At 51.0% G+C, this 15,520-nt stretch carries 13 protein-coding genes; 8 read left to right on the top strand and 5 right to left on the bottom strand.

The features are described from left to right. Nucleotides 1–3 precede the first annotated feature (3 nt). The 6 genes from EV294_RS08475 (at nucleotide 4) to EV294_RS08450 (ending at nucleotide 8,255) form a co-directional block, all read left to right on the top strand. Nucleotides 4–1,476, top strand: a complete 1,473-nt coding sequence (locus tag EV294_RS08475; RefSeq protein WP_132305785.1) for a rhamnulokinase — start codon at nucleotides 4–6, stop codon at nucleotides 1,474–1,476. A gap of 132 nt (nucleotides 1,477–1,608) precedes the next feature. Further along, on the top strand, nucleotides 1,609–3,369 hold the full coding sequence (locus EV294_RS08470) for a cache domain-containing sensor histidine kinase (protein ID WP_165930617.1): 1,761 nt from the start codon (nucleotides 1,609–1,611) through the stop codon (nucleotides 3,367–3,369). Further along, nucleotides 3,366–4,925 (top strand): response regulator transcription factor, encoded by a 1,560-nt coding sequence (locus EV294_RS08465; protein ID WP_132305781.1) that lies wholly within the window; start codon nucleotides 3,366–3,368, stop codon nucleotides 4,923–4,925. Before EV294_RS08470 ends, EV294_RS08465 begins: the two co-directional genes overlap by 4 nt. 117 nt (nucleotides 4,926–5,042) lie before the next feature. Beyond that, nucleotides 5,043–6,377, top strand: a complete 1,335-nt coding sequence (locus EV294_RS08460; RefSeq protein WP_132305779.1) for an ABC transporter substrate-binding protein — start codon at nucleotides 5,043–5,045, stop codon at nucleotides 6,375–6,377. 143 nt (nucleotides 6,378–6,520) lie between these two features. Beyond that, nucleotides 6,521–7,414 carry a carbohydrate ABC transporter permease gene (locus EV294_RS08455; RefSeq protein ID WP_132305777.1) on the top strand — a complete coding sequence of 298 codons (894 nt, stop codon included), beginning with the start codon at nucleotides 6,521–6,523 and terminating at the stop codon, nucleotides 7,412–7,414. A gap of 4 nt (nucleotides 7,415–7,418) precedes the next feature. Next, the gene (locus EV294_RS08450) at nucleotides 7,419–8,255 is read left to right on the top strand and encodes a carbohydrate ABC transporter permease (protein WP_132305775.1); all 837 of its coding nucleotides are present in this window, start codon (nucleotides 7,419–7,421) and stop codon (nucleotides 8,253–8,255) included. 174 nt (nucleotides 8,256–8,429) lie between these two features. On the opposite strand, the gene EV294_RS30260 is transcribed toward EV294_RS08450, so the two are convergent. Then, nucleotides 8,430–8,987: a hypothetical protein gene (locus EV294_RS30260; protein ID WP_165930616.1), complete on the bottom strand. Its 558-nt coding sequence runs from the start codon at nucleotides 8,985–8,987 to the stop codon at nucleotides 8,430–8,432. 239 nt (nucleotides 8,988–9,226) lie between these two features. Here EV294_RS30260 and EV294_RS08440 point away from each other — a divergent pair, with 239 nt between their 5' ends. Continuing rightward, on the top strand, nucleotides 9,227–10,246 hold the full coding sequence (locus tag EV294_RS08440; RefSeq protein WP_132305773.1) for a YheC/YheD family endospore coat-associated protein: 1,020 nt from the start codon (nucleotides 9,227–9,229) through the stop codon (nucleotides 10,244–10,246). 190 nt (nucleotides 10,247–10,436) lie between these two features. Here the strand turns inward: EV294_RS08440 and kduD are convergent, their stop codons facing one another. Genes kduD through kduI form a run of 3 tightly spaced genes read right to left on the bottom strand, consistent with a single transcriptional unit; the run spans nucleotide 10,437 to nucleotide 12,793 of the window. Beyond that, nucleotides 10,437–11,186 (bottom strand): 2-dehydro-3-deoxy-D-gluconate 5-dehydrogenase KduD, encoded by a 750-nt coding sequence (gene kduD, locus EV294_RS08435; RefSeq protein WP_132305771.1) that lies wholly within the window; start codon nucleotides 11,184–11,186, stop codon nucleotides 10,437–10,439. A 3-nt stretch (nucleotides 11,187–11,189) separates the two neighbouring features. Continuing rightward, entirely contained in the window at nucleotides 11,190–11,957 is a 768-nt protein-coding gene (locus tag EV294_RS08430) for a DeoR/GlpR family DNA-binding transcription regulator (protein ID WP_132305769.1), read from the bottom strand. Nucleotides 11,958–11,959: 2 nt separating this feature from the next. Then, complete coding sequence (gene kduI, locus EV294_RS08425) at nucleotides 11,960–12,793, bottom strand: 5-dehydro-4-deoxy-D-glucuronate isomerase (protein WP_132305767.1); 834 nt, start codon at nucleotides 12,791–12,793, stop codon at nucleotides 11,960–11,962. 200 nt (nucleotides 12,794–12,993) lie between these two features. Between kduI and EV294_RS08420 the strand changes: the two genes are divergently transcribed. Further along, nucleotides 12,994–13,488 (top strand): GNAT family N-acetyltransferase, encoded by a 495-nt coding sequence (locus EV294_RS08420; RefSeq protein WP_347813052.1) that lies wholly within the window; start codon nucleotides 12,994–12,996, stop codon nucleotides 13,486–13,488. A 128-nt stretch (nucleotides 13,489–13,616) separates the two neighbouring features. On the opposite strand, the gene EV294_RS08415 is transcribed toward EV294_RS08420, so the two are convergent. Beyond that, the gene (locus EV294_RS08415) at nucleotides 13,617–15,185 is read right to left on the bottom strand and encodes an FMN-binding glutamate synthase family protein (RefSeq protein ID WP_132305765.1); all 1,569 of its coding nucleotides are present in this window, start codon (nucleotides 15,183–15,185) and stop codon (nucleotides 13,617–13,619) included. Nucleotides 15,186–15,520 lie beyond the last annotated feature (335 nt).

The following is a 15,520-nucleotide window of genomic DNA, read 5'->3' as shown; positions in this document are numbered from 1 at the left end:
CGTTTGTCGGACATATTGGCATTTGACCTCGGTGCAAGCAGCGGAAGAGCGATCCTTGGCCGTCTGAAGGACGGCAAGATCGTAACCGAAGAGCTTCACCGCTTTCCTAACGATCCGGTGCAGACGGGCGACCGTCTGCACTGGGATATTCTGCGGTTGTACCATGAGATCAAGCAAGGCCTGCTTAAAGCCAAGCATAAAGGGGTAGTGCCGCAAAGCGTCGGCATTGATTCCTGGGCGGTTGACTACGGACTTATCGCCGCAGACGGAAGTTTGCTTGGCAATCCTCTTCATTATCGCGACCTTTCAAGCGCCGGCATGATGGAGAGACTTCAGGATGAATTAACGCCTGCGGAAATCTTCAAGCGGACGGGCATTCAGTTCCTGCCGTTTAATACGATCTATCAGCTTTATGCAGCCAAAGTTCATCAATCTCCGCAGCTTGCCGCAGCGAAGCGTTTCCTGATGATTCCGGATCTGCTTCGGTATTTCCTGACCGGCGAAATGCACAACGAGTTTTCCAACGCAACGACCACTCAACTCTACAATCCGCTCAAGCGGCAATGGGATGAGGGTTTGCTTAAGCATCTTGGCTTGCCGGAGTCCTTGTTCGGACAAGTGCTTCAGCCCGGATCGAGAGCCGGGTATTTGCAGCCATCCGTTCAAGAGGAGCTTGGACTTGGCCCGATTGCGGTTCATGCCGTGGCGGAGCATGATACGGCATCGGCCGTTGTCGCCGTACCGGCGCTTGAACGCTCCTTCGCTTACTTAAGCTGCGGAACATGGTCGCTGCTCGGAACGGAGATCCAAGAGCCGATTATGACGGCGGAAGCGGAGCAGCTTAATTTTACGAATGAAGGCGGCTTTGGCGGTACTTACCGTCTGTTGAAGAACATCATGGGCTTATGGATTCTGCAGGAGAGCAGGAGGGAATGGGAGCGTTCCGGACAGGAGTACAGCTTCCCCGAGCTTGTTAAGCTTGCGGGCGAAGCTCCTGCGTTTACGGCCTTTATCGACCCGGACGATCCCGTGTTTATGGCGCCAGGCGATATGCCGGCGAGAATCAAGGCCTATTGCCGGAAGACGAATCAGCCGGTTCCGGAGGATGCAGGCACGCTTGTCCGCTGCGTATTGGAAAGCCTGGCTTTCAAATACCGTTACGTGCTGGAGTTGACGGAACGGTTGTCCGGCCAGCAGTTTAACGGTCTTCATATGGTAGGCGGCGGCATTCATAATACGCTGCTGTGCCAATGGACGGCAAATGCGATCGGCAAGCCGGTATGGGCTGGACCCGCGGAAGGAAGCGCGATTGGCAATCTGGCGGTTCAATGGATTGCCGGAGGCGAATTCGCGGATATATGGGAAGCCCGCCGCGTTATCAGGGATTCTTTCCCGGTTACGGTTTACGACCCTGAACAAGGGGATGCATGGTATGATGGATACGGACGATTCCTGGAGATTACAGCGCTCCGTTAAGAGTCTATCCACCAGTGACCTAGCGTAAAAGCAAGTATTTACGGGCAGCGGTACTGCGGGGATTAACTCGCTGTATTTGCTGCCTTTTCTTCATTTCCGATGCTTGCGCATGATGACTGGGGGGACCACGTTTTGAGGCAGGGGATATTAGCTTTCTATTATAATTTGCGCATCAAGTATAAAATAATCGTCCTGCTAGCTTTTATGATGGCGGTTATCGGCATTGCAACCTTTGCGGTCATGAAGTATGCCTTTCACGCCTACGACAAGGAAATTTACAAGCAGTCGGCCAGCGCCCTGAACAGCGCTTCGCTAGGCGTCGAGAAGGAGCTCCGCAATATGGAGAAGATCTCCTTCAAGATCGCGACGGACAGTTATATTCAGGATTATTTGAGCGAGATCAAGGCAGGCGGCTCCGAATACAGCAATTATCTGACAGCGGTTAATATACGGCAGAGGCTCTTGACCTTCACCAGCAACGAGAAATATATACTGTCGTTTCATGTGATGGATGTTTTCAAGAAGCAATATGGAAACGGTTACAAGATGATTAATTTGTCAACCGAGCGCAACGCGCAAGTGGTAAACGAAACCAACAAAACAAACGGCGGCGTACAGTTCGTCTTTCCGGATTACGGAGATAACGCGCTGATTGCGGGCCGGGAAATCCGCAGGGTGGACGGGCTGGAGCTGGATCATCTGGGCAATATGGCGGTCAGAATCGACATTGACCGCCTTTATAGCGATCTTGTAACCTCGGCAGACAATTCCAAAGCGTATTTTGCCATCATGCAAAAGGGCGGCAATTTGGTCTATCCGCATGATCAGCCTAACGGAATGAATCTGACCTCCTTGCCGTTAACCGGACAGCAGGGCTTCAAGATAGTATCGTTGTCGGGCAAAAAATATTTCATCACTTATTATTCCTCCGGCTATTTGGATTGGGTGTACGTAAACGTAATGCCTTACGATCAGATCTTCCATACAACGGAATCGGCTAAAAATACCGTTATTATCGTGTATATTCTGCTTTCGGTTCTAATTTTGGGGGCCGCGCTCAGCTTCTCCCGCTCCATAACGGGGCCTATAGAACGGCTGAATCAGAGAATGAAGCGAATTCAGCTTGGACATTTCGAATTTGCGGAAGAGCCGGAGGAGCGCAATCTCGCGAAGGATGAAGCCGGCCAGCTGCAGCGCAACTTCCGGATGATGGTGGGACGAATTGACGAGCTGATCAACGAAAATTACGTAAAGCAGCTGACTATCAAGGATACGGAATTCAAAGCGCTGCAGGCGCAGATTAATCCGCATTTTTTGTACAATACGCTGGAATCCATTAACTGGTCAGCCAAAATCGCCGGGCATAAGCAGATCTCCATTATGGTCGAATCGCTGGGTTACTTGCTTCGCAGCACGATCAGCCACAAGCAGCCAACCGTGACTCTCGAAGATGAAATGCGGCTGGTCAGCCATTACATTGCGATCCAGCATATCCGATTCGAAGAGCGGCTTGTCTTCGAGAACCGGATCCCCGACCGTCTGTCAGGCGTCTATGTGCCGAAGCTCAGCCTGCAGCCGCTGGTCGAGAACGCGATCCATTACGGGCTGGAGCAAATGATCGAAGCTTGCGTCATCACGATTACGGCCGAAGAATACGAAGGCGGCATTGCCATCACCGTTGCGGATAACGGTCCGGGGCTTGCGCCGGATGTCATTGAACGGCTTAGAAACGGAGAAATCGAGCCGAGGGGAACGGGAATCGGTCTGCGCAACATTGAGGACCGTATCAAGATGCTGTTTGGAGAAGCCTATGGCATTCGGGTAGAAAGCGTTCCGCAGCAGGACACACGGATTATCTTGTATCTGCCAATCGAAATGGGGGAGAGAATATGAAGCATAAAGTGCTGCTGATTGACGACGAACGGATTATTCTGGAGGGTATCGCTTCTCTCATGGACTGGGATAAATACGGGACGCAGCTTGCCGGTACGGCGCGCAACGGATTGGAAGCGCTGCAGTTTATCGAGACGCAGCCGCCGGACATTATTATCAGCGATATCCGCATGCCGGGGATGGACGGCCTTAGTCTGGTGAAGCGGGTGAAGGAGGCTTATCCGCATATCGCGTGCATTATGCTTAGCGGCTTTGGCGATTTCGAATATGCCCGTCAAGCGATGCAGTACGGGGTCAAGCATTATTTGCTGAAGCCCTGCAACGAAAATACGATTGCCGAAGCGATAGTGTCGGTCGTAGAGCAGCTTGATCAGGAACGAAGTACCGATGCCTTCCTGCAGCGCATGCAGGAGGAGCTGAAGAAGGTGCTGCCCAGCGCGAAGGAGCAATTCCTGAAGGAGTATGTTACGAACAAGCGCTACGGGCGCCGCGAATGGGACGAGTACGGCAGGCTGTTCGGCATTCAGCTCGAGAATCTGGAAGCCCGGCTGCTTTTGTGTCAGCTCGAGGGTCCTTTCGAGTTCGATCATCTGTTTGCGTTGAAAAATATCGCAGAAGACATAATCGGCAAGCCTACCATTCTGCTCAGCACTACGTTAGGCAGTCAGCTGCTGATCCTGATTCGGGACCAGTATCCCGAAAGCGAGCTGCTGAGCATTTTGGCGGATGTCAAACGGACTTTCACGGGGTATTTCAAGCTGGATACAACCATAGCGATCAGTGATGCCGGCGAGCTGGCGGAAGCCCGGAAAATGTACATGGATACGCGAAGCTGTCTGAATCATCGCTTCTATTTAGGCGGGGGAAGCCTCATCACGGTTCGGGACATCCAGCAGCAGGATGAGCAAGAGGAGCAGGCTTTTCTGTTTGACGATACGCAGCTCTGCATGGCGGCCAAATCAGGCAACTGGGAAGAGGTGAACAAGGAGCTTGAGGAAGCATTCCGGATTCTGGCGGAGCTTAGGCTGGATAACTCCACGGCCAAATCGTATGTGATTCCCTTGTACGTAGCGTTAATCCGGCAGGCGGAGCCAAAGCGGATGAACGAATATTTGCAGCTGCTGGCCAAGCTTGAATCCCTCAGCACCTTGCAGGCGCTGCAAAGCTTTGTAGAGGAGGCCGCAAAGCGGATTTGCCAGGAGAACTACGAGATACAATCCTGCAGGCATTCGGGAATCATTCAAAAAATGATGAATATCGTCAGCGAGCATTTGAGCAATCCGGCGCTTTCCCTGCAGTGGGCGGCAAGCGAGATATTGTACATGAATGCGGATTACTTAGGCAAGCTGTTCAAAAAAGAGACTGGGGATAAATTTTCGAATTATGTCATGAAAACGCGAATGGACAAAGCGCTCGAGCTAATCGAGGCAAGCAGCGACGTTAAAGTATTTGAACTGGCTGAGCAGCTTGGATTCGGCGACAATCCTCATTATTTCAGCCAGGTCTTTAAGAAATATACCGGAAAGTCACCATCGGATTTCAAGAAATTCTCTTAAACAAGATGTCTGTTTTTTGACGAAAAATCACTGGTTATTCGATTCCGGGCTCTCCTTTTTAACTGTACTATAGGAAATGTAAACACTTACATGGTTTGAGGAAGGGGCGCTAGAAACATGGGAAAGAAGCTATCAGCAGCAATCGCACTCATCTTGGCTACGACTCTTACGGCATGCGGCGGAGGCAACAATAACAACGCAAATCAAGCCGCCAATACGGGGGCAAGCACTTCGGCAAATGCAAATGCCGGGAAAACGGACACGGGGAAAAACATTACGCTCCGTATCGCTTGGTGGGGTTCGCAGCCTCGACACGATTACACGCTGGAAGTTATCAAAATGTATGAGGCCGCTCATCCAAACGTGAAGATCGAGTCCGAATACGCCAACTTTGACGATTACTGGAAGAAGCTTGCTCCCGAAGCCGCTGCAAGCGAGCTGCCGGACATCGTGCAGATGGATATCTCCTACCTGTCGCAATACGGCTCCAAGGGCCAGCTGGCCGATCTTACGCCTTACCTGAACAAACAGATCGACACAACGGATATTTCGGAGAACGCGATCTCCGGCGGTAAATTAGGCGACAAGCTTTATGGCTTTAACCTTGGCGTAAACACCGTAAACTTCCAATATGATCCTGAATTGCTGAAGAAGCTTGGCGTAGACAAGCCCGCAGATGACTGGACTTGGGACGACTATTTCGCTCTTGCGTCGAAAGCGAAGGAAGCGGGACTCTACTTCGATAACGGCTTCCGTCCGGAAGTATTCTTCGGCTACTACCTGCGTACGAAAGGCCAGCATCTCTACAATGCGGAAGGCACGGCGCTCGGATACGATGACGACCAGCTGTTCGTTGATTTCTTCAAGCCGCTGGCACAGCTCGTGAAAGACGGGGATACGCCTCCGCCGGACGTGAAAGCGCAAATTAAAGGTTTGGAAGACGATCTCCTTGTTAAAGGACAGCAAGTGGGGATCTGGCAATGGACCAATCAGTTCGTGGGCATTCAGCAGGTTGCTAACCGTCCGCTTGAAATGGCGAATATGCCGAATCCTGACCGCGTGAAGGGTCTCTACCTGAAGCCAAGCATGTACTTCTCGATCGCTCAGAACTCCAAGCAAAAAGAAGCTGCTGCCGATTTTATCAACTTCTTCGTGAATGATATCGAGGCAAACAAGCTGATTAAAGGCGACCGCGGCGTACCTGTAAACAGCAAAGTCATTGAAGCTATCAAACCAACGCTTGAGCCGGCTCAGCAGCAAGTATTCGATTATGTGGCATGGGCACAAGAGAATAGCTCGCCAATGGATCCGCCGGATCCAATCGGCGCGGCAGAGATTATTACCTTGTTCAGCTCGATTGCGGAGCAAATGGACTTCCAGCAAATTACGCCGGAAGACGCTGCCAAGCAATTCCGCGAAGAAGCCAATGCGATATTAGCCAAGAACAAATAAGAGATGACAGGCAGGGATGGCTGGCCATGAACGGCCGGCCATCCTTTATAACAAGGCTTATATTTCACCGCGAAACGCGTGCTGCTCCTCATGGGCGCCGGCCGTTTCACCGGTAGCGAATCTTGTGCAGGAGTTGGTCTTATATGAAAGCGGTTTTTAAGAGAGATTTAACGGGTTACGCGTTTATCAGCCCTTTCGTTGTCGGCTTTCTTGTCTTTACGTTTGTTCCGATTTTAGCATCCCTTTATTTGTCGTTTACCGATTATGACCTGTTTACCACCCCGAATTGGGTTGGCTTCGACAATTACCATGATCTCTTCACGAGTGACAAGAAGTTCTGGAAATCGTTAAAGGTAACATTCCTGTACGTCTTTATCGGAGTTCCGCTTCGTTTGTTCTTTGCCCTTATGGTTGCCATGCTGCTTAATACCGCTTCGAGAGCGGTCGGCGTGTATCGGACCTTGTTTTACCTTCCATCCATTATCGGCGGCAGCGTAGCCGTATCCATCATGTGGCGCAACCTGTACGGCGATAAAGGGATTATCAACGGTTTGCTTGAAGCCGTAGGCCTGGATGCGGTCAGATGGTTTGCCGATCCGATGGCGGCGCTTTGGATGCTTATCACGTTGTCGGCTTGGCAGTTCGGTTCTTCGATGCTGATCTTCCTGGCGGGACTGAAGAACATTCCAATCAGCTTATACGAGGCCGCAAGCGTAGACGGCGCAAATGGGTTTAACCGATTTTTTAAAATTACGGTGCCAATGCTGACACCGATCATATTGTTTAACGCTATTATGCAAACAATCGGAGCTTTCATGACGTTTGTTCCAGCTTACATTATTTCCAAAGGAACAGGCGGTCCGCTCGACGGAACCTTGCTGTATTCGCTTTACCTGTTCCGTCAGGGCTTCCAATTTTTCGATATGGGTACCGCGTCGGCAATGGCCTGGATTATGCTGGTCATCGTATCGGTACTGACAGCCGTCTTGTTCCTGTCATCCAAATACTGGGTTCATTACGAGTCGAAGGAGGGATAAGCGCATGATAGCGAAAAAGTGGAAATGGCCGATTTATCATATTGCAGCCGCAGGCGGCGCTTTCTTGATGATCTATCCCGTGATCTGGCTCCTTATGAGCTCCTTCAAGAAAAGCGAAACCATCTTCACCACTTCCAATCAACTGATTCCGGACCACTGGATCTGGACGAATTATTCGGACGGCTGGGCAGGGATTGGCGGCCATACGTTTGGAACTTACATTACCAACACGTTAGTGCTTGTTGTGCTCGCAACAATCGGCGCGGTATTGTCTTCCGCACTTGTAGCGTTTGGCTTCGGCCGGCTGAATTTCCGGGGCAAAAAATTCTGGTTTGCGATAATGATGGTGACGCTCATGCTGCCGCATGACGTCACGCTTGTCCCGCAATATATTTTGTTCTCCAAGCTTCATTGGCTCAATTCCATTAAGCCGATTGTTATTCCGGCGTACTTCGGGGCACCGTTCTTTATCTTCCTGATGGTGCAATTTATCCGGACGCTTCCGGGTGAGCTTGACGAAGCGGCCACCATTGACGGCTGCGGCAAGTTCAGACTGTTCTACCGCATTATTCTGCCGCTTATTATTCCGGCCATGGCAACCGCGGCAATCTTCTCGTTTTACTGGCGCTGGGAGGACCTGATTGGTCCGCTGCTCTACTTGAATAAGCCTTCGATGTACACCGTATCCATGGCCCTTAAGATGTATCTCGATGCCGAGACGCTATCCAACTGGGGCGCCATGTTCGCGATGTCCATTGTCAGCTTGATTCCGGTGTTCGCGATTTTCTTCTTCTTCCAGAAGCATATTGTCGAAGGAATCAGTACAAGCGGTTTGAAATAATACAATCGGCTTGGCGGGGACGTCCGGCAGTATGCCGAAGATGAATCGCTGTATTCTTTTTTTAATCGGTTACAACAAACCCAGTACCGACACGGTACTGGGTTTGTTGTCGTCTGAAGGGCACTCGAACTCTAGCCCTAATCGTAACTTGTATTGCCGCCGGATGGCTTCTGATTACGTGGATAAAACGGCTGCCGTAAGGCCAGCAAAGTTGATTATAATGGTTTGCCCGCCAGTCACCATATTCCCCGTAACGCGCAGAGAATAGGTATGAGTGCCGGTCAACGGCGCTTCATCACAGGCTGTGAGAGCAAGCGTAAACGGACTCATAGCCATCGATCCCGTATCAATGGCGGTTGCAATGACAACTCCATCATCGCGGACGATTTCCGCCGTTAAAGTTAAATTGTTAGAATTCGGTGTCCATGTTACGTAGCCGGTCAACCAAACGGTGTTGGTAGGTGCAGCTACAGTTGCCGCAACCGTTAAAACGGTGGCAGTTGGCGCAGCCAAGGTCAAGGTAATTGGAGGCGTTCCGGCATATTGTGCGCAATCAAATCCAGTTAATAGCCCTGGTGCTCCAGGTGGTCCCGCTGGTCCCGTTGGTCCTGTTGCTCCTGTTGGCCCTGCTGGCCCTTGCGCACCTGCTGGCCCTTGTGCACCTGCTGGCCCCTGCGGTCCTGCTGGCCCTTGAGGCCCGGGAGGTCCCGGTGGACCTGGTAATCTACCCATCCTTGTATGCACACTCCTTATTAACTATTTTAGCGAGCATGAAGACTATGAGGCCCGATGGTGCGTGACTACGAAATGCTTCCTTCCATAGCGGCCACAAAACAAAATATTCCGTAGATAAACTAAATTGCATGTACACAAATAATTTTCTCCTCGGTTGTATTGTTGTCCATGCATGTTCAGCTTCTTCACATACATTGTTTATATGATTTTCTATATGAGATTTTTGGAGGAAAGTAATGAGTTTCGTAGGCATTTTGGTTGCAAACCGTAAGCAGCGGAAGAACGTTCTTAAGCAATATCTTCAGTCCAATACCATGAATCTGAAATTATTTTGTTTTACTCCGTCATCTATCAACTGGAAGCGAAAGCGTATAATAGGGCTTCATCAATCCAACGGCAGATGGGTGATCGGTGATTTTCCATTTCCCAAAGTCGTGTACAACCGTTGTTACAATACCGATCAACAACTGATCGAACGTTTGGGGAAAGTTATCGGCATCAATAAATGCTTCAATCATATTAATCAATTCAATAAACAAGAGATTTATACGAATTTAAACAGATGGCTTTCCGATTATTTGCCGGCAACCGTTCCCTTCGACAAGGAGAATGCCGTTCATTTGCTAAGGGCTCACCGAGAAGTATACTTTAAACCTTGTTATGGCCATCAAGGAAAAGGTGTAATTCGTGCAGAAATGCAAGCTACGGGTGAAATCCATTTGGGACATCACTATTTTTCGCCTGAAATCATCTTTCAAGACACACAGCAATTTCAAGAGAGCATAGAATCGATACTCGGCTCCACCCCCTATATCATGCAAGAAGGAATCCCTATTCAACAAGTAGATAACCGAGTTTTCGATATCCGGGCGCTTGTACAAAAAAACGAAAACGGCTTATGGTCGGTCACAAACCTTGTCAGCCGAATCGCAACGAAAGACAGCTTTAACACTAGCATCTTTGACGAAGTTTGTTTATCTCAACAAATACTCGACCGTCTGTATCCACCGGATAAAGCAGCTCGTATTATTCGCTCGATTTACGATATCAGTTTAAGAAGCGCGGAAATCATGGACGAAAACACCGCCTATCATTTAGGAGAATTCAGCGTAGATTTTGCGTTGGACAACAATGAGCACGCATGGATCATTGAACTAAACGGAAAGCCTCAAAAATCGCTTTATGCCGGCATTCGCAACCAAAGCGCGGTCTATATGCGACCGATTCAATATGCGAAGTATTTGTGCAAGCGCTGAGCCTGACCGTTGGTTTAATTTATGGGGCGGGGCTTGACAGGGTTACTCGTCTGTAAGTGACGCAACACGATTGGATTCCAAGAGGAGTCCGCTTCAAAGTCTACTGCTAATAACGGAAAAAACTGCGAAAAAACGAGCCTATAGAATCGCTTCTAAGGCTCGTTTCGCATTCAGGAGGTTTTTCTTGTTATCAGCGGCCCATCCAGCCGCCGTCCACGTTGAGAACGTGACCGCTCAAGTAGTCGGAAGCAGCGGAAGCAAGGAATACAACCGGACCCTTCAGGTCATCCGGCGTACCCCAGCGGCCTGCAGGAATCCGCTCGGTAATCGAGTTCGTGCGGGCTTCATCCTTCAGGATTGGGGCGGTGTTGTTCGTTGTCATGTAACCCGGTGCAATGGCGTTAACGTTCACGCCGCGGCCAGCCCATTCATTGGCAAGCGCCTTGGTTACGCCTGCAACCGCATGCTTGCTTGCCGTGTAACCGGGCACGTTAATGCCGCCCTGGTAGCTGAGCATCGAAGCGATATTGATGATTTTGCCGCTGCCGCGCTCCAGCATGTGACGGCCAGCGAGCTGACTGAGGAAGAAGACCGAATTCAGGTTCAGGTCGATAACGTCATGCCAGTCCTTGGCGGAATGATCGGCAGCGGGCGTACGGCGGATAATGCCCGCGTTGTTAACGAGAATATCCACTTTGCCGAAGAATCCCCTGGCTTGATTAAACACGTCCTCAAGAATATCCGCATTGCTGAGGTCAGCCGAGATTTCCTCCGCTTGTCCTCCGATAGCACGAATCTTCTCGACAGTGGCATTGCTGTTCGAGGAAGAGATCGCAACGATGGATGCGCCCGCTTCCGCAAGACCAAGCGCCATGGCTTGGCCTAGGCCTCCAGATGTACCCGTAACAACTGCTGTTTTGCCTGTCAGATCAAATAGCATGGATTAATTCATCCTTTCATAGATCGTAAGATTGGCGCCGGCCTGCCGGTACTGCTCAGCCGTTTCCGTTGAGATCCCGGAGTCGGTAATGATCGTTCTAATTTCATGAAAGCCGGCAAAGGTAAATAAGGCGCCTTGGCCAAATTTGTGATGATCAACAACCACGTAAGAGGATTGAGCGGTATCCAGCAAAGCTCTTTTGAATGCGGTCAAATCGCCCGTATAAATCGTAAAGCCAAATTCCGCATGAACACCCGTTGCAGACAGGAAGGCTTTCTTGATATTCAGCTTCCGGATGTAAGCCTCGGCTTCAGCGCCTGCCAGCATATTGCGGACACGGTAGCCTCCGGGTACAACAAGCTGAATCTCGTCCTTGCGGGAGAGCTCGGCGATAATATGCACGTCATTGGTTACGACGGTGAGAGGCTGGTTGCGAAGCTTCTTCGCAATCTCAAGCGTTGTGCTGCCGCCGTCCAGGGCGATAATGTCGCCGGTCTCGATAAAAGAAAGCGCCAGCTCCGCAATCTCCGTCTTCTCCGAGGCATGCCGCGCAAGCGGCTCTTGCTGAGACAAGATCCCAAGCTGGCCCGTTTGGGCAAGGACTGCTCCCCCGTGAATACGAAGGAGCAGTCCTTTTTCCTCTAACCTTGCCAGATCCTCGCGAATGGTTTTGCCCGTCACGTCCAGTCGTTCGCTTAACTCCTGAACGGTGACCTCGCGGCTCGCCAGCAAGGCTTCCATAATTAATTCATGCCTGCGAATCGCATTCATTGTTATCTCAAATCTTGAGGCGCAACGGCGTCCATATCCTCGAAGATTTGGTTCTCGCCGGCCATGCCCCAGATGAATGTATAAGCGCTTGTGCCAACACCGCTGTGAATCGACCAGCTTGGCGACAGAATCGCTTGCTCGTTGCGCACGACCAAATGGCGTGTTTCTTGCGGCTCGCCCATGAAGTGGAAGACATTGCCGTCCGCTTGCATATCGAAGTACAGGTAGACCTCCGAGCGGCGGTTATGCGTATGGCAAGGCATCGTGTTCCAGTTGCTGCCCGGCTTCAGCATCGTTAGACCCATTACCAGCTGGCAGCTTTGGATGCCGCCGGTATGGATGTAACGGTAAATCGTACGCTCGTTGTTTGTGTTAAGAGCACCGAGATGGTTAGGGGAAGCTTCGCTGATCGAGGCTTTCACCGTAGGATAGTTTTTATGAGCTGGCGTCGAGTTCAGATAGAACTTCGCCGGATTAGCCGAGTCCGTGCTTGTGAATACAACCTCCGCCGCGCCAAGGCCGATGTAGAGGCAGTCCTTGTTTTCCATATCGTAAGCCGTACCGTCAACGGTAACCGTACCGCGGCCGCCAACGTTAATAATGCCAATCTCGCGGCGTTCCAGGAAGGTTGCGGCACCCATTGTTTTGGTATCGGCTTCAAGCTTGACGGGCTGGTTAACCGGTACGGCGCCGCCGATAATAAAGCGGTCAACGTGCGAATAAGTAAGAGTCAGCTGATCCTGAACGAAAAGCGTCTCGAGCAGGAACTCTTGGCGAAGGCGTGTGGTGTCAAAAGCTTTTACCTCTTGCGGATGAGAAGCGTAACGGATTTCCATGTTTAAATAACCTCCATTGTTTAAGTAATGTTGTTTAAATAAGTTTATTTAAGTTCGTATAGGTTCATTTTAAGGCGGAGAATGTGGATTTGCAACCCTAAATTTGAGCGGGAAAGTTTGTTTTTAATGAAAGAGGGTGCTGTGGAGCCACTGCGGGCTTGCTATAGTGGGGAAAGCAGAGATATTGGGGGGAGATAACGATGAGCCAAATCCGAATCGATTGTCCGGCTGTTTATTTACGGGAATACGCGATAGATGATTTGGACCGCCTGCATGCCTTGACCTGGCAGCCTGAAATTTACGAGTTCCTGCCGGGTTGGAACGTGTCCAGGGAACAAAGGGAAGAATGGTTTGTTCATTATGAGCTGGAGGAGAACGCAAGGTTCATTCACGCCGTATCCGAGGGCGGAGACGTTGGCGGCCTGCGATTAAGGCTCGGGATAATCGAGAAATCGAGCGATGAATTTATTGGCTGGTGCTGCACGGGAGTAAAAGAAGAGCTGCCCGTACCTGAGCGGGAGATCATGTACGCGATTTCGCATAAGCACCGGAATAATGGCTATACGACGCAAGCCGTGAAAGGAATGGTGGAGTACTTGTTTCAGCATACGAAAATCGACAGTTTGGTCGCGGCTGGCCCATATCCGCAATGCGGCCTCCATGCGGGTGATCGAGAAGAGCGGATTCCGTTTTAAGAAGAAGATTAAAATCGAGGATGAGAGCTACCACTATTACAACATGAGCAAACCTTTGCCGAGGCCTCGCGAAGATGGGAGACCGGTATAACGAAGAAACCCGCTAGAGCTTCCAGCGGGTTTCTTCGTTATACCGTTTCCGGGTACGGATACAAATCGACGACCCGGTCCGTATGGCCGTTGTCGGTCATAAACACGACATGCTCCCGGCGGAATTCCCGCGGGCTGTTCAAGCCGCAAGCGGCGGCCAAAGAGAATAGGCCTTCCCGCATCTGGAGGATATAGTTCATGACGCGCCATTGTTTTTCTTCCGGCGCGAGCGCTTCCTGGTACTTATCGTCCGTCGTTGTCACGCCTGCGGGGCATTTGCCGGTATGGCACTGCAGCGCCATGATACAGCCGTTCGCCATCATAAAGCCGCGGGCCGAATTGACGGCATCCGCGCCAAGTGCGAGCGCAATGGCGACTTTATCCGGAGTTATAAGCTTGCCGGAGGCGAAAATTTTGAAGCGGTCCCGGACGCCGAATTTGCGAGCCGTGTCGTCGAGGATCAGAAGGCCGGCGAATAACGGAAGTCCCATGCCGTCGGCCATTGCTTTAAAGGTAGCGCCTGAGCCGCCTTCGGAGCCGTCAACCGTAATAAAGTCCGGATAGATATTCATGTCGATCATGGCCTGGAAGAACGGCTCAAGCCGCTTGGGATCGCCAACGACGATTTTTACGCCAATCGGCTTGCCGCCTTCCCGCTGCAGCGTTTGAATAAATTCCAGCGCTTCCTCGGGTCTGGTCAAAAACTCGAAGCGGTTCGGGGAATTGACGGTTTTGCCGACCGGAACTAAGCGAGCCGCGGCAACCTTTTCGTTCACCTTGGAGCCTTCCAGATGTCCGCCGCGGATCTTGGCGCCTTGATGGAATTTCAGCTCAAAGGCTTTGATGTTGGAATGGCTGGCTTTGCGTTTAAAGGCTTCTATCGAGAATTTGCCCGTTTCGTCCCGGAAGCCGTAGAGACCGGGCCCAATTTGGGACACGACATCAACCCCGGTCGACAGATGGACATCGGCCACGCCGCCTTCTCCCGTATTAATCCAGGAGCCGCCGGCCATATTGGCACCGCTGCCCGTCGATTGAATGTAGTTCTCCCCAACCGCGCCAAAAGAGGTAGCCGAGGCGCCAAACAACCCCTTCAGCTTCCACGGCTGGTCTCTGTTTTCTCCCACGATTAGCGCATCATCATCATGAAGGAGCCAAGGCCTGACTTGCTCGGAAATAAATTTTTCCTGGCGCGTGAAGACGCCTTCGCCCGTAATGACATATTTTTTGCCCGGCAGCATGGTATCGTTATCGATTTTGAGTTCGCTCGTCAGCTTCGGAAACATGGCGTTGGACAAATAAAAGCCGGGCTTCTCGTAATCCCGGCGGCCACCGAAGGAGATCAGGTCCGTCCGGTATTTGGCCGCGTACACGACGCCAACGAAGTCGGCCCTTGAGAACGGCTTGCCCTCCGTATCGTTGTCAAACCAGTATTGGCGGAATTCGGGCCCGAGCTTCTCAAGCAGGTAGCGGAGCCAGCCCAGGAACGGATGGGAACGGATAATGGAATGCTTCGGTTTCTTCGACAATGCGTACATGTAGCTGAAGAAGATGATTGGAGGCAGCGCGATTACGGCAACCAAAATAAGCAGAATGGAAAGCAGCATAAATAGTAAACCTCCCGGTGGAGAAATAACGTCATAGGGCTCCATTATATCACAGCCTAATAGGGTATGCTTTCCAGGGACATACAACCCGTACAGAAATTAACCGCCGTACAATCTCAGCGAATGTCCCGCCCGCATATAATGAACCGTATATCAATGCCGAAGGGGACGATGCTATGAACAGACGGACAGCTTTGCTGATATCCCTCATTTTGTATGTAGTTCTGGCAATAGTATTGATCTTAAGCGCAGTTTTTCATTTTGGCTGAAAATAGTTCTTTGTCCGATGCCGAGGCAGTTTGTCCTGTCATACCATATGGAAGATAGCAGGGGAC

It is taken from the genome of Paenibacillus sp. BK033, from assembly GCF_004345425.1.
In the GTDB taxonomy this organism is placed as follows: Bacteria; Bacillota; Bacilli; order Paenibacillales; family Paenibacillaceae; genus Pristimantibacillus.
This window is presented reverse-complemented; position numbering and strand designations above follow the sequence as displayed.